We start from the raw sequence: 15,743 nt of genomic DNA, 5'->3' as shown, positions 1-15,743 counted from the left end.
CATAAAACGATACACACTCGCGCCTACTCGTCCTTTAAATTTTTTATCGGATTAACACTGATCTGTCCTCGACATCAAGCGCTTAACATCCAGCATTAGCAGGTACTTAATAACAAGATGGGTTACTTCTCATTGGACATTGTGCCCAATGAAACGCCCGCACTTAGACAGTTTGTAAGGAATTTTCATGCACACGACCTATATGATTGGCGAGCTAGAATCATTTTTAATTGCCATTTTCGTGCTATTTATCGGCCACTCTATCAATCGCCATGTACGTGTCTTCAGGCAATATAATATCCCCGAACCCATAGTGGGTGGCCTAGTTGTCGCCGCGGGAGTCACATTTCTTCACTTTCAAAATATCAGCCTCGACTTCAGCCTATCACTGCAAAATACCTTAATGCTGATGTTTTTTAGCACAATTGGCCTCTCGGCAAACTACAAGCTATTGCTCAGCGGTGGTAAAAAAGTCTCCATCTTTTTAGGTGTGGCCTCAGTGTATATTGTGATTCAAAATGCCGTCGGCGTCAGTTTAGCCAGCCTATTGGGGCTCGATCCCATCATGGGACTTATCGCAGGATCAATTACCCTGTCGGGCGGGCATGGTACCGGAGTTGCTTGGTCACAAACCTTTGCTGAGCGCTACGGTATCAACACCTTAGAGTTTGCTATGGCTGCGGCAACCTTTGGTTTGATCATGGGTGGGATCATCGGTGGCCCCGTCGCGCAGCGATTAATCGGTAAGCATAATCTTGTTTCTCGCTATGGGGTTGGCCGCAAGCATCACAGTGAACATCCACATTTAGTCACTTATGATCACTTAGAAGAAGACCAAGTCACCGCCAAAACCATATTAGAAACTCTGTTTGTGCTGTTGTTGTGTGTTGCAGGATCAAAATGGCTCACGCTGTGGATCAGCCAATCGGGTATTGTATGGCTAAAGATGCCCGACTTTGTATATGCTCTTTTTCTTGGCGTGCTCATCGCTAATCTCACAGAACTCACCCGCGGTTACAAACCCCATACCGAAAGCATCGATGTGATAGGGACTGTCGCGCTGTCTCTCTTCCTCTCAATGGCCTTAATGACTTTAAAGTTATGGGAAATTTTTGATTTAGCGATCCCGCTACTGGTGATATTACTGGTACAAACCGCAGTGTTGGCCATTTTTGCCTATTTCGTGACGTTCAAAGTCATGGGCAGTAATTACGATGCTGCGGTGATCACCGGTGGCCACTGCGGCTTTGGTATGGGCGCTACGCCAACGGCGGTAATGAACATGGGCGCGCTCGTCTCACGCACAGGGCCATCCCCCCAAGCCTTTATGGTAGTACCTATCGTCGGTGCCTTCTTCATCGACATAGTTAACTTAATTGTCTTACAGGGCTATCTGAGCTTTATGAAGTAGTTGTTTATAACTCAATCACTTAAAAAATAGGGCGCCGACTTTGGCGCCCTATTTCATGGTTCAAAATAGTTAAGACTAGAATTCACGCATTAAGCGTTCAGGCTGAGGCAGGTAATAATCATCATAATCAAGGGAGAAAACGACTGAACTTGAACGCCCAACAATCTCATCACGGGGCACGAAGCCAATAACCCGAGAGTCAGCGCTGTTATCACGATTATCACCCAGGGCTAAATAATGCGCATCTGGCACTGTGACAGGTCCAAAATTGGCAAGCCTTGAGGGTACTGGGTTAAGGCGAATACTGTGGACCATACCGAGTAAATTTTCCTGCATTTCTGTCACATCAGCGGGAGCATAAGTACTCAATGCTTGGGATGTGTAGCTGAGCAGTTTGCCGTTTAAATACAAGCGATTATCCTGCATCATCACAGTATCGCCTGGCACAGCTATTACTCGCTTAATCAGCTTTTTATCGGCCTTTTTCGAGTCAAATACCACAATATCGCCACGAGCAGGATCTGCCAGTTTAACTAATGCAATATGCGTAAATGGCACCCTAAGATCATAAGCCATCTTATTAACAAGAATGCGATCACCCTCGACGATAGTCGGCAGCATAGAACCCGATGGCACAGTATTCCAATCGGCCACCGCGCTCCTGAACACTAGCATTAAACTGATAAACAGAAAAAAGGAGCGATTATCCTTAAGCAGTTTTGTTATTCCTTTGAACATAATATTCCCTCTATGGCATATATAAGCTAGTCGCTGTTCTCAGTTAGATAGACCCATTGCGTTGCACTAAGTTCTGTTGCTACCTGCTTAAGCACAGATCAATTTGTAAGCCGATGTAAAAAGCATATTCAATTCAAGTGCAGCAGAATCAACCCCATAACAAAAAAGCACTGAGCTTATGTGGCATCAGTGCTTTTATTGTTGGCTCAGCTTGTTGTTTTAATAAGCTTTATGTTTTAGCCCATCAACAGAGTTCACAAACCGCCCTAGATCCCAGCTTTCAATAGCTCGGAACAGGATTGGCTGAGCAATTGTCGGCAACGCCATACCCCAAGTAAGGCGACAATTAAGGCTCCAGAAACTGGGGCAATACCCCACCAAGGCCAGTGCATGTATACATTAAGCTCAAACACTTGTGTCTTAAGTAGATATAACGCAAATTCGGCCACAATTACGGCTAACACACCCGCAATACCGCCAAGCAAGGCGAACTCTAAACCCGTTGCACTGCGCAATAACCATCCTGAAGCACCAAAGGTACGCAACACAGCGAGTTCACGTTGCCGAGTTGCCATGCCAGCCTCAGTCTGTGCAATCAAGACTAAGGCACTGGCTAATAACACTAAGGCCAGCACTAAAGACAAGGACAGCGACACTTGCTCAATTATCTGCCGCAACTGCCCCACCATAGCGCCAACATCTATGATAGATATCGTCGGAAATTGCTGAATAAGCGCAAGGATCACTGCATCCTTAGGCGTACCATCGGCACTCAGTGCTTGACCGTTTGTTGACTGGTCATTCAGATAGAAACTCGCCATCGAGGTATAAGCAAAGGGCGCGAGAGCTTCTTGGGTGAAAATCATAAAGAAGTTCGGCTGCAGCGTTTCCCAGTGCACGGCACGGATACTGGCAACCTTAACTGTGAGCTTTTGATTATCAATCACATAAGTCAACTTATCGCCAATGCCAATACCTAAACGGTCTGCCACGCCAGATTCCACCGACACTTCATCGGCCGCTTGATTAAAATGCCCCTCTAACAGTTCGTTGTTAGCAGGCATTGTATTGCGCCACGTTAAGTTTAACTCGCGCGAAATGCCCACTCTCCCCTTTTCACCCGCTTCGGACTGTTCATTCGAAATCAGCGCTTCACCGTTAATTTGGGTTAACCGGCCACGGATCACCGGATAAATGTCCGTCGCCACTATTCCCTTAGCCGTCATGAAATCATTCAAGGGCTTTGCATCATCAGGCGCAATATTGACAAGGAAATAATTAGGCGCATTTTCGGGCAACTGTTTTTGCCATTCGTTAAGTAAATCTTGTCTTAGCGCTAAAATCGTCAATAAAAGTACCAGTGCAGCGCTAAAACCAACCAATTGCACCGCATTTTGCCGCGCACGACGCCTTAGCCCCGCCAGCGCTAATTGCAAAGGATTGGTAGTCTTCATACCAACACTGTGTCCCGCGCGGATCATCACAAATCCGAGCAGACTTAACAGCACAGCCAGCAATAGCACAGCCGCGACCACAGTCAGAGTCAAAGTCCAACTTTGGGAATACAAATAGCCCAGTAGTGCCATAGCCCCTAGACTCAGTAGCAAATGCAGCCACATACCAAGCTGTAAGCCTTCTAACTGGCGCTGCAACACTCGCAGTGGCGGAATAGCCAGTAAACGCATCAATGGATAAGCCGAAAACATAAAGGCGCTGATGAGCCCAGTGCTGATACCGAGTAATAATGGCCGTGTGAGTGGCGGTGAATAGGCCGCAATTTCGGGTGGCAATAGATAACTGATCCCAAAATCGAGTAACCCTCCCCCAATTAGACCTAGACCAATTCCCAGTAGCGTTACCAACAATAAATGAGTACCAAACAACAGGCGAATTTGCTTTGCCGAGGCGCCAAAGGTTTTCAGCATGGCAACCACATCGTAATGGCGCTGACAATAACGCTGGGCGGCAATACCTATCGCCGCGCAGGCCAATGCAATGCCCATCAAACTTGCCAGCAGTAAGAAGCGCTCCGCTCGCTTAACCGCTCCCGCAATCGGTGAATCACCGGATTGCACATCGACCCAACGTTGGGTGCTATTCAAAAGCGGTTTAACACTTTGCTCAAAGGCCGTAAGCGAGGCTTCATCGCCAGCAAATTGATACAGATAGGTCACGCGGCTGCCTGGTTGAATAACACCTGTTTTGGTGACATCCTCCATCCGCATCAATACCACCGGCGATGAAGCAAAAGGATTAAAACCTGCGTCGGGTAAGCGGCTGATCTCATTGCTGAGCACAAATTCGCTGTTACCTAGTTCGATGGATTTGGGATAACCCAAAAGTCCGCCTAAGCGAGTCTCAAACCAGATTTCGCCCGCTTGAGGTAACGCCTTGGTTTTACCGCTGGTGAGTTCAATATCGCCCTTAAGCGGGTAACCCGACTCTACGGCGCGTACTGTGACTAACTGAAACTTATCTCCCGAATAGACCATGGAATTAAATTGCATGTTAGTCACATGCTTAAGCCCAAGCGCTTCGGCTTTGGATAAAATCGCCGCATCAATTTTAACCGGCGAATCGATAATACGGTCGGCAGCAATAAACTGTGAAGCTTGACCACTAATTGCCACTTGCAGACGTTCACTCACCCGCGCCAAGCCACTCACAGACAAAACCGCGAGCGTAATAGCGAGGATAATCAATAACAATTGTCCCTGCTGTAACTCGCGTTTAAACAGGCGCCATGCCAGACTTAACTCCATTATTAAGCCTCCTTAACATCGGCTAGCGGTTCTGTTTGAGTGATATCTTCCTGTAAATGGCCGTTATCCATCACCAATTGACGCTCACACCGCTTGGCCAGCAGCAGATCATGGGTAACAAGGACTAAAGTTGTATGGCTTTCTTGATTAAGCTCAAACAACATATCGGCAATCTTATGGCCGTTGACGCTATCTAAATTGCCTGTTGGTTCATCGGCAAACAAAACTGTAGGTTCACAGATAAAAGCGCGGGCAATTGCCACCCTTTGCTGTTCGCCACCCGAAAGCTGTTTGGGTAAATGGGTCAAGCGATGGGATAAACCAACCCGCACCAACATGGCCTGCGCTTTTTCCTTGGCATTGCTCACGCCTGCAAGCTCGGCGGGTAACATGACGTTCTCGAGCGCAGTTAAGGTATCAACTAACATAAAGGATTGAAAAATAAAGCTGACCTTCTGTTTACGCAGTGCAGCTTTTTGCTCTTCATTCAGTGGTGATAATGCCACACCATCGAGCCAAATCTCCCCCGACGTAGGCGTATCAAGCGCCGCAAGCAATCCCAATAAGGTGGATTTGCCTGAACCTGATGGGCCGAGAATAGCCACACTCTCACCTTGCTTGACATCTAAGTTAATGCCCTTGAGGATAGTGAGCGTTCCTTCCTGAGTAATCACTGATTTTTCGAGGTTAACAACATTAATGGCACTGTTTTTTAAGATGACGTTAGACATAGGATCCTTCTTATATAAATCGTTCTGGTATCAATCGCTAAGATTAAAATCAATGGCGAAGACCCTAGGGGCATTCATCCTACTGAGTGTACTCATGGTCACGCCCGCTCACGCGGCAAAGATACTGATCCTCGGCGATAGCTTAGGCGCTAGCTACGGCATGGCAGAACAGTCAGGCTGGGTAGCACTACTGCAAAAAAATCTGCCCGAACATCAGTTTACCAATGGCTCAGTGAGCGGCGAAACCACAGCGGGCGGCCTACGCCGATTACCCGCCTTGCTCGATTCTGTTGCTCCCGATCTTGTGGTCGTTGAGCTAGGAGGTAATGATGGTTTACGTGGATTCCCCCCAACGCAACTCGAAAATAATCTAATCCAAATCATTACCCTAGCCAAAGATAGCGGCGCAAAAGTGCTGCTGACCGAGATCATGGTACCGCCTAACTATGGCCCTCGCTATACCCAAAAGTTCACCCAAGTGTATCAAGACATATCTAAAACCCAGGATATAGTGTTGATCCCCTTCTTTATGCAGGATATCGCGCCCCATCCAGAATTAATGCAAAGGGATGGCATTCATCCCAACGAAAAGGCACAAGCTCAGATTGCGGCTTGGATGCAACCATGGATAGAAAATGCGTTAACCCAATAAAATAGCTGCTATTTTAAGCTAACGAACCGCTTACTTAGCTAAACTCATACTCAACGGATAAAAACGTGTTCTAACGCAAGATTAACCCTATAGATAAACAGTAAAATTCGTGTTAGCAAATGGTTAACTCAAACAAGGAGTCAATATGTCCCTTAGCCATCAGCAAAAAGTGTACATACCCAAGGAAGCCCGTACAAATCAATACATCACAGCCGAAATCAAGGTGACGGATGAGCTACTCAATCAATATCCCGATTATCAAAGCTGTTATCAAACGTTAAGCCGTTTGATATTTAATTTGGCAGAACAACACGATCTCCGTAATGTTCACGTGATCACTAACGATAAACTGCCAGTAGTGCGTTACCATACCGAAGCATATTGCTTCCAAACCACTGAACAAATTCTATTTTTTTATAACCCAGCCTACCACGAAGCCCAAAACTTATTCTCGCAAGAAAACTATCGCGCCCGTAAACTGCGCATTGTGTTTCTCGCCACAGGTGACGATATTCGCAGTAATTCCGCCAGTTTCCATATCAAGGTGCGTGAGTTACTCACTGAATTAATGCCCTTGATGCCGATAAGCGATCTTAAGGTTAAGGTCCGCGACCATCAGCATTTATCCTATGATCTGTTCGCAAAAGCTAAGGGCTATAAAGAAACCTATGGTTATAAACTGCGCGCCATCGGCCCAAGATATAAAGCCAGAAAATGTGAGTTACCAGAAAACGTTAGCTCTCTCACCTATGTGACAGTGAGCTTGCCGCTGAGCCGCAAACTCAAACAGGGTTTATTACCTGACTCAGCCACTGACTTTACGCCTTTATATCAACATCTTGAAGACTGCTTCCTCAAAGCGGCAGCTAATAGACAGCTGACACGCCTTGCTATGATAGCGAACGGCTTAACACCGCTTGTGCGTAACAGTAAGTTTGAAAAGCTCGACAGCAAAGCCGAAGTACAAATGATAGGGTTCGATCCTAATGCGACTGAGCAACAAGTTATCCGTCGCTGGGATGCCGATAACTTAGTCGAAGCCGCGCACTTTACCATAGTGGCAGGTACTAAGGACTGTGACGATTCGGGTTTCGGTCGTTTTATGAACAATGTTGAAACGGCTCTGAAGGCCTTCGCAGCCGACATAGGTGTCGATCCGGAGCGTGAAGATCTCATCGTACGCTTCCATCAACATATCAGCTATCAAATCTAACCCACTTAGGTATTAGCCGCGAAAGCTCAGCAAATGAAAACGCCTGCAAATGCAGGCGTTTTTACTTTTATTCACCAATAGACAGAATTACATAGGACGATTTTTTTCTATGAGGCGATTGAAAATAGCGTTCACAGACAAAGAAGCACCGTGGGCAATTTTATCGGCAAGTTTCTTTCTCACCTGATAACGCATCTTGTACACAGTACGCTCTGTGGCGAGTGACATTATCACATCATCGCTGGTCGAAATCGCATCAACTAAACCTAATTCAATAGCTTGCTGACCGTACCAATGCTCGCCAGTAGCGACTTTCACTAAATCCAACTCAGGGCGATACTTACCAACAAACGCTTTAAATAAGACGTGGGTTTCTTCGAGTTCTTCTTGAAACTTCTGTCTTCCCTCATCGGAGTTTTCACCAAATACTGTCAAGGTGCGCTTAAAATTACCGGCCGTGTGTTGCTCATAATCAATTTCATGCTTTTTCAGCAGGCGATTAAAGTTAGGCAGTTGAGCGACAACACCAATTGAACCGACAATGGCAAAAGGCGCAGCATAAATTTTATTCGCAACACAGGCCATCATATAACCGCCACTGGCGGCGACTTTATCAACACAGACAGTCAATGGAATATCTGCTTGACGTAAGCGATCTAACTGGCTGGAGGCTAAACCATAACCATGCACCATACCACCGCCACTCTCTACATTGACAACCACTTCATCGCCTTTTTCTGCGATAGCGATAATTGCACTGATTTCTTCACGCAGTGATGCAACCTCAGCGGCATCGATACTGCCCTTAAAATCAATCACGAACACTTTGCCCGTGCAGGCTTCATCTGCGGCCTTGTCTTTTGCCTTTTCGTCAGCTTTTAATTGCTTTTCATAGGCTTTGAATTGTTTCTTTGACAGAAGTTCTTCTTTTAAGCCATGCTTAAGTTCTTCTAACTCTTCAGACAAGTTAGTGATCCTCAGCTCGCCCTTATCTGACTTGTGTTTTACAGTGGAAGCCAACACCACAATAATAACGGCAACGATTGCGACCACTATTGTGACGGCTTTCGCCAAAAACATTCCATACTCGTATAAAAATTCCAAAGTGTTCTCCGTTAGGGCGTTACATCATTCAGTCAATTGCGCGCTATTCTAACAGCCTAAAGGCCCATAAAAAAACCCAGCAAAGGCTGGGTTTTTCCGATTAAGGCAAGATTAGTTAGGACAAGTCGCAATGACCTCACTGTTTGTCACTAAAATCGTCGCATCGCCCTTACCTGCAGTAGCAGCATAGGTTGCCACTTGAGTCTGCATTTCAACCGTGGCAGCCGCGGCCATACCATCCGTTGATTCCTTTTCTTTAGGATCAACAATCGAACTGTGGTGACCTTTAGCGAAGCGCACAACGCCATGACCTTTGCTCGTGCTATCGGCACAAGGTAGCCCGATGGCAGCGATCAGCGGCTCAGTGCCCGATAATGGGAAGTTATCGACGCGATTAGGCAGCACTTGGTCTGCTAAGTTACCGTTACCATCACCCGCCACTTCAATTAAGTGCACAGGTAAGCCAGTCACTTTTAACATAGCGGCATGGTTAATTGGATCCGCAGAATCCACAGCCGTTTGAACCGCAAAGGCAAACGTAGGAATAAACTGGGCATATACTGCCTGCACCAGTGCCTCATATTCAGGACTCCCCACCTCATATCCTGCAGTATTAGCCTTATCGACCAGCGCTTTAAAGGTGGCTGATGCGGTAATATTACTAAACAGCACTGGGCCAAATCTTACAGAACCGGCAAATGTTCCTGCCAATCCACCTGCTGGTGCAACTAAGGATACGGCTTTGATGCCATACGCATTTGGCAAGGCATCACCCGTAGCAGGATTCTTCATGCCTGTACTGGCATAAGTCGCAAAGTCGGTGCCGACAATGGCGCCTAAACTCAGACCTTGAGCACTGATTTTAGTCACGTCAAATAATTGTGGCTGCCCTGCTTGTGCTAAGCCCTGTGCTAATCCCGTAAGTGCAAGACGCACCCCTAAATGGTCCATCGTCGCTTGGCGGAAGTTATCTCGCACTGACAAAGTGCTCGCGATATTCACAAATACCAACGGGTTACCATTTTTATAGGCATCAGGTTTATTTGGAGGAGCGGGGAACAATGGATCTGTCGCAGAGACTTCATAAACCCCATCGTTGTTAGCATCGAATGAGCGCGCCCCATGGAGCGGCATATCAATCGCAACAGTGGCAACGCCCATTGCCGCATACGAACCCGCATAAGCCAGTGACATTTCTTTACCGCCGCCTAAACCATGCAGTGCGATTGTGGTTGGCCAACCAGCTGATGGCGCAGTCGCTAGATCAGGATTATTGTAGAGCGCTGCTAATTTAGCCGCATTAGGGATTGAAATCAGTACAGGTACGGTTTCATATCCTTTAATCGCTGGAATAGGATTGAACTTAGTCAGATGCTTAGTTTTATCTACCGCTGTACCATCGTCTAACAACCAAGTTTTACCCGCCATTAGAGCCGGATTTGCTAACGCATCGGCAGGGTTCGCAATCCCATTGGCCACGGCTTGCATACCAAAACTATTTTGGCTAAGAGTGCCCGCTTGCAAAGCTAATAGTACAGAGACTGGACTATCGCCTTGTGCTTTCCAATGGCCATTAATTAATGGTTTGCCTTCTGTTGATAAACAACTGACCGAAGAACAGTCACCGTAAATCGGCAGTTTAATTTTGGCGGTATACACATCGGCTAAATCAGCGGCTTTAAAGGCTGCACTATTTGAGTCCGTTAATCCCGCCGCTTGTGCAACAGTTATGCCTAAAGGCGTTGGCATCTGGGCAAAACTTGGCGCATAGGGAGACCCTGGTTGTACCATCAATAGTTTAGTGGTTTCATAAACATTAGCGACAGATTGTGTGGTGAATAAGCCGGTAAAGCTTATAGTCGATAAATCAACATTATGAGCCGCAGCTATGCCTTTCTCATAACTATTAATCAAAATCTGTAGGGACTTTTGTTCTGGTAACGGTAAGCCTAATGTATCAGAATCCATTCGAACCGCTTTATAAGTGCTAGATGTAACCAATGACTCGCCTTCAGAATCTCGTATGACATTAGTTGTTGCATAAATATACGATTGACCTGCTTTCAACGGCTTAATTGGAATGATGACAATCTGTTTACCGACAGCTTTAGAAACAAAGTCTACGCCAAATTGTAATTCGCTACCGACTTTACAAGCCGAAACCGATGGTTTTTGCTTACATTCAGGATCAGATGATAAAGGACCACCGACAGTGGCTTCAAACATTCTAACTGCACCGGGTAATCCAACGGTGTCTTCATCTAATGAAAGTACAACGCCCTTATGGACAAGCGTCACGTCATCAATTGGAATTGTAATGGGTGAAGTCGTAGACCAACCATCTAAAGCACCCAAAGCCATTTGAGGATCAGTGTAATCACTAGTGCCATCAGCCTTTTCCTTAGGCATATTTAATGTACCATCAACAGTACCATTAAATATTAGATCATTCGGAGTCGATAAAACTGGTGAAACCTTATTACCTGGATCAAATCCAATCGTTATACGCGATTCAGGGACGAGCGGATCAGTCTTATCCTTGAGTTCGTTAAAACTGTCCTCTCCACATCCTGTGAGGCCCAGTGCAGATGCGATCGCAACACACAAAATGAGTCTTTTCATCTTTTTTCCCCAAATCTTGTTGTAATAGTTTTGTTTTCCCCAAGAAATTAGTCACAATAGCTTTTAGATCTGTGACCAATAGGGCTTATGTTAGCCCCTAACTCATTTCAAGTTAACGTAAAAATATTGAGTTAGCCACAAGTTTGTCACAAAGATTTTAGCTATTGATAACAAAGTTTCATTCATTTGTTTGAAACATGCGTTTATCACTTCGGCGACTCTAGAAGTGGCGGGCATTCTCGCCAAGAGGAAAAAGAGACTCATGTTGGAATATCAAGCAGCAAAAGATTTACTCAAGGGCAAGACGATTTTAGTCACAGGCGCTGGTGCTGGCATAGGCCGAACCGCCGCCATTGAGTTTGCAAAACACGGCGCCACTGTGATTTTACTTGGTAAAACAGTGAAAAAATTGGAAGCAGTTTACGACGTAATAGAACAAGCCGGTTATCCCAAACCTGCCATAGTGCCATTGGATCTTAAGGGCGCAACGGAACAAAATTATCGCGATATGGCCGATACCATAGCCGAGCAATTCGATCATTTAGACGGCTTATTACATAATGCTAGCTTACTCGGTGCCTTAGGTCCGTTTGAACACATAGATATTCCATCACTCGAAGACGTGCTCAAAGTGAACGTCACGGCCCAAGTAATGCTAACTAAAGCATTACTACCTGTGATGCGCCAAGCACCCAGTGCATCGATTATCTTTACGTCGAGCAGTGTGGGGCGTCAAGGCCGCGCCTATTGGGGACCTTATGCTTTCTCTAAGTTTGCCACCGAAGGCATGATGCAAGTTCTCGCCCATGAATGCGATGGCACCTCAGTTCGAGTTAACAGCATCAATCCAGGAGCTACCCGCACTGAGATGCGCGCTAAAGCCTACCCTGCAGAGAATCCACTGGATCTCAAAACCGCTGAAGAGATCATGCCGACCTATCTCTATTTGATGGGTCAAGATTCTAGTGCCGTCAATGGACAGCAGTTTAACGCACAGTAATCAAATCGCTTATTGAGTTTCTGCCGGTATGATTCAGCAATATTAAAGGGCCTATCAAGGGCTCTTTAATATTTTAGATATTCTCAAAATGAAACCCAGAACTTGTCGATGACATTAAGTACGACAAAGATAGCGCACCGCCAATCTTAGCTTAACTGAATTTTTGCAAAATAAATCATCGTTTTAGCTTTGGCGACTCTGTTTGATTCATCAAGCGAATTTTGCGTATCCAGCAGTGAGTCTGCTAACTCATGGCTGGAGTAATAACTTACCCACAACTCATTTCCGTCAATCACAACGCCCGCATAACTGGTATCGCCCTTCGATGGCAGCGTCAATAACTCTTGAACCACGCCAGTATCTGGATGAATTTCAACTAAAGCCGTTCGAACTTGTTCATCGTATAAACGCACCACAGCCAACAAACGGGATTGATACATCAACATCACTGGCCCACCAATGCGCTTATCGAGTTCTTGCCATTGCCAATCAGTGAATGGCATTTGACTGCGGCCGAGTAAACCGACAAATTCTGGGCCCCATACGGGATCGCGCCTCAATAGACAAAAGCCGTTTTCTTGATGAAAAACAATGGCAGTTTCGTTGACATAACCTTGATTATTAAACACCTTTAACCAAGTCTCAAACTGCACCCCATCATCACTTTTATACAAGCGGGTATCGCCATCAGGCCCAGCGCGATAACCCACGCCATAGAGTGCATTTTGATGCTCGGTTAAGCGCCATAACCAATAGCCTTTATCAGCGACTTTTAACGCATCCGACCACGCTAGCCCATTGGCTGAGCGCCAAAGATGTGATTGTAAACCAGACTTATCGTGTAAAGTCCCGCCGCCGAGTAAGAGTAATTCCCCTTGATACTCAATCAGTTTGCCATCGCGTAAATCCGCCTCATCCGAACGGATCAGCGCCACGCTCTGCCAAGTGTCGCCTAAATCCGCTGAGCGTAGAATTCGTAGCACACCATCGGGTGACACATGGGCTGTCCCTTCACGGAAAACGCAAAACAGTGCCCCCTGAAACGTGATTAAATCGGTAAACGCATTATGGGCAGCATGTTCCCAAATCCGTTTCACTGAAATTAGCTTCATCCATTCACTCCTCAATCCAACTGAGACTTGTTATAACATAGCTGCAAATAACAGAAAGCAAAAAGGCCGCTTAGCGGCCTTTTTCATTGGGATAAAACAACTTAGCTGCGCTGACGCGATGGCTTAGGTTTTCCCGATCCGGTCACTTTATGCTTACGTACGGCGCGGCGAATTTTAGCACTCTTCACCTGAGCACGGGCTACGCTGTGTTTATCAGCGGCGAGCATAGTACGAGTTTCGGGCTCAAGACCTGCCAGCTTACGCAAGTAGTTAACTTGCTCTACGGGCAATTCAACCCAGCCACCGCGAGGCAGTGATTTTGGCAGTTCGACCATACCATAACGAATACGGATCAAACGGCTCACCTGCACTTCTTGAGATTCCCACAAACGGCGCACTTCACGGTTGCGACCTTCGCGTAAACACACATGCCACCACTGGTTCATGCCTTCGCCGCCCGCTGGCTTGATGCTATCAAACTGCGCAGGGCCGTCTTCTAACATGACGCCAGTACGTAAACGTTGCACTGTCGCCTCAGGGATTTCACCAAAGGTACGCACTGCGTATTCGCGGTCGACTTCGTTCGATGGATGCATTAAACGGTTCGCCAACTCACCATCTGACGTAAACAACAATAAGCCTGAGGTGTTAATGTCTAAACGACCAACCGCTACCCAGCGTGAATCACGCACTTTTGGTAAGCGATCGAATACCGTTGGACGGCCTTCAGGATCTTTACGACTGCAAATTTCGCCTTCAGGTTTATGATATGCCAGCACACGGCAAATCACGTCTTCGGCAGACTTTAACGAAATGGCTCTGCCATCGATACGCACTTTAGCATCCGCTTCAATACGATCCCCAAGGCTAGCAATTTCACCATCAATACTAACTCGGCCTGCAGCAATCCATGCCTCCATCTCACGACGGGAGCCATGGCCTGCACGGGCCAAGACTTTCTGCAATTTTTCACTCATTAGTATTTTGCTCTTCTGACTGTTCTGGCGCTGATTTCAAACCTGAAAAAACCGCCTGCAATGACTCAGTATCCGACAGCGGCGGTAAATCCGCTAAGGTGTCTAAGCCAAAATATGCTAAAAATTCTAAGGTAGTGGCATATAACGCGGGTCGCCCCGGTACTTCTTTATGGCCAACTACTTTAATCCAATGTCTATCTGACAAACTTTTTATGATATGGCTACTTATAGCCACACCGCGCACCTGTTCAATATCGCCGCGAGTCACAGGTTGACGATAAGCAATCACCGCCAAGGTTTCTAATGTCGCACGCGAATATTTAGGCGCCTTTTCTTGCCACAGAGGCTGCAAAAATGGACTCAAGACGTCTAAGGTCTGGAAGCGATAACCCCCAGCGACTTTCACAAGTTGTACACCTCTGTCTTGATAATCCTGCTGCAGCTCATCCAATGCCGCTTTTATTTTGTCTCTGGAAACCGTGAAATCCACCAATACAGTGTCTTTCAACATTTTCGCCGACAAGGGTTTCCCCAATACAAACAAACTCGCTTCAATAAGCTGTTTTAATTGAGTCGGATTTATCTGCATCAATTAATAGGCCTTAACGTAAATAGTTGAAAACGGCTCTGTTTGGTACAATTCGACCAATAATTCTTTGACTAATTCCATCAAAGCTAAGAAGGTGACAACCACGCCGGCACGGCCTTCTTCTAGGGTAAATAAACGTTCAAATGCCGTAAAATCTTCCGAGTTCAACATGGCTAAAATCTGGCTCATGCGCTCACGGGTCGATAACTGTTCACGCTTAACGTGATGATCTTCATAGGCATCGATACGTTTGAGTACATCACCAAAGGCGCGGGCAATTTCAAACAACGAAACTTCTGGCGGGATCATTAACGGCTTAATGTCGGGTGCTGCCACTGCTTTGGCTTGAAATACATCCCGCTCGAGCCGCGGTAAATCATCGAGTTTTTGCGACGCTTCTTTAATCACTTCATAGGCTTTAAGCTGCCGAATAAGCTGTGCCCGTGGATCTTCCTCAACCTCATCTTCGGCCACCATACGCGGCAGCAGCAAACGGGATTTAATCTCGGCAAGCGTTGCCGCCATTACTAAGTAATCGGCAGCAAGTTCGATTCGAGCCTGAGTCAGCAACGTAATATATTCTAAATACTGCGCGGTGATTTGCTGAATTGGTAAATCGACAACGTCTAATTTTTGCTTACGGATCAAATATAAAAGTAAATCCAATGGCCCTTCAAAGGACTCGAGGAACACTTCCAATGCCTCAGGCGGAATAAACAAATCCAGCGGCATTTCGGTCATTGCCTGACCACGAATAACGGCTAAGGGTAAACTCTGTTGCGTGCCCTGCATCCGCTATCTTGCTCCGTTAACACTGCGCTATCCAACCTAG

General features: G+C 46.3%; 13 protein-coding genes. 4 read left to right on the top strand and 9 right to left on the bottom strand.

Translation table 11 applies throughout. The annotated features are described in order from the left end of the window. Positions 1-187: 187 nt before the first annotated feature. Positions 188-1,411, top strand: a complete 1,224-nt coding sequence (gene gltS, locus L5L97_RS19265) for a sodium/glutamate symporter (RefSeq protein ID WP_263183522.1) — start codon at positions 188-190, stop codon at positions 1,409-1,411. Positions 1,412-1,486: 75 nt separating this feature from the next. Here the strand turns inward: gltS and lepB are convergent, their stop codons facing one another. From lepB to L5L97_RS19250, 3 genes are all read right to left on the bottom strand, one after another. Beyond that, the gene (gene lepB, locus L5L97_RS19260) at positions 1,487-2,149 is read right to left on the bottom strand and encodes a signal peptidase I (RefSeq protein WP_263183519.1); all 663 of its coding nucleotides are present in this window, start codon (positions 2,147-2,149) and stop codon (positions 1,487-1,489) included. Between the two features lie 266 nt (positions 2,150-2,415). Then, positions 2,416-4,911 (bottom strand): ABC transporter permease, encoded by a 2,496-nt coding sequence (locus tag L5L97_RS19255; RefSeq protein WP_263183517.1) that lies wholly within the window; start codon positions 4,909-4,911, stop codon positions 2,416-2,418. A 2-nt stretch (positions 4,912-4,913) separates the two neighbouring features. Continuing rightward, a complete protein-coding gene (locus L5L97_RS19250) occupies positions 4,914-5,642 on the bottom strand; it encodes an ABC transporter ATP-binding protein (RefSeq protein WP_212600695.1) in 729 nt (242 codons plus the stop codon). A 52-nt stretch (positions 5,643-5,694) separates the two neighbouring features. On the opposite strand from L5L97_RS19250, the gene L5L97_RS19245 reads away from it, so the two are divergent. Further along, entirely contained in the window at positions 5,695-6,294 is a 600-nt protein-coding gene (locus L5L97_RS19245; RefSeq protein WP_028760985.1) for an arylesterase, read from the top strand. Between the two features lie 145 nt (positions 6,295-6,439). Beyond that, positions 6,440-7,507, top strand: a complete 1,068-nt coding sequence (locus L5L97_RS19240; protein ID WP_028760986.1) for a DUF3083 family protein — start codon at positions 6,440-6,442, stop codon at positions 7,505-7,507. Between the two features lie 87 nt (positions 7,508-7,594). On the opposite strand, the gene sohB is transcribed toward L5L97_RS19240, so the two are convergent. Continuing rightward, a complete protein-coding gene (sohB, locus tag L5L97_RS19235) occupies positions 7,595-8,611 on the bottom strand; it encodes a protease SohB (RefSeq protein WP_263183514.1) in 1,017 nt (338 codons plus the stop codon). A gap of 111 nt (positions 8,612-8,722) precedes the next feature. Then, complete coding sequence (locus L5L97_RS19230; protein WP_263183512.1) at positions 8,723-11,233, bottom strand: VolA/Pla-1 family phospholipase; 2,511 nt, start codon at positions 11,231-11,233, stop codon at positions 8,723-8,725. A gap of 262 nt (positions 11,234-11,495) precedes the next feature. Between L5L97_RS19230 and L5L97_RS19225 the strand changes: the two genes are divergently transcribed. Then, a complete protein-coding gene (locus L5L97_RS19225) occupies positions 11,496-12,233 on the top strand; it encodes a YciK family oxidoreductase (RefSeq protein WP_105252124.1) in 738 nt (245 codons plus the stop codon). Between the two features lie 146 nt (positions 12,234-12,379). Here L5L97_RS19225 and L5L97_RS19220 read toward each other — a convergent pair whose 3' ends face one another. The 4 genes from L5L97_RS19220 to L5L97_RS19205 form a co-directional block, all read right to left on the bottom strand. Further along, entirely contained in the window at positions 12,380-13,345 is a 966-nt protein-coding gene (locus tag L5L97_RS19220) for an exo-alpha-sialidase (RefSeq protein WP_263183509.1), read from the bottom strand. Positions 13,346-13,446: 101 nt separating this feature from the next. After that, the gene (gene rluB / locus L5L97_RS19215; protein WP_028760991.1) at positions 13,447-14,322 is read right to left on the bottom strand and encodes a 23S rRNA pseudouridine(2605) synthase RluB; all 876 of its coding nucleotides are present in this window, start codon (positions 14,320-14,322) and stop codon (positions 13,447-13,449) included. Then, positions 14,315-14,911: an SMC-Scp complex subunit ScpB gene (gene scpB, locus L5L97_RS19210; protein ID WP_173496374.1), complete on the bottom strand. Its 597-nt coding sequence runs from the start codon at positions 14,909-14,911 to the stop codon at positions 14,315-14,317. Before scpB ends, rluB begins: the two co-directional genes overlap by 8 nt. Positions 14,912-14,914: 3 nt before the next feature. Then, positions 14,915-15,703 carry a segregation and condensation protein A gene (locus L5L97_RS19205; protein ID WP_105252121.1) on the bottom strand — a complete coding sequence of 263 codons (789 nt, stop codon included), beginning with the start codon at positions 15,701-15,703 and terminating at the stop codon, positions 14,915-14,917. Positions 15,704-15,743 lie beyond the last annotated feature (40 nt).

The organism is Shewanella sp. SM71 (genome assembly GCF_025653905.1).
Lineage (GTDB): Bacteria > Pseudomonadota > Gammaproteobacteria > Enterobacterales > Shewanellaceae > Shewanella > Shewanella oncorhynchi.
The sequence above is the reverse complement of the archived record's forward strand: the minus strand, read 5'-3'. Positions and strand labels throughout refer to the sequence as shown.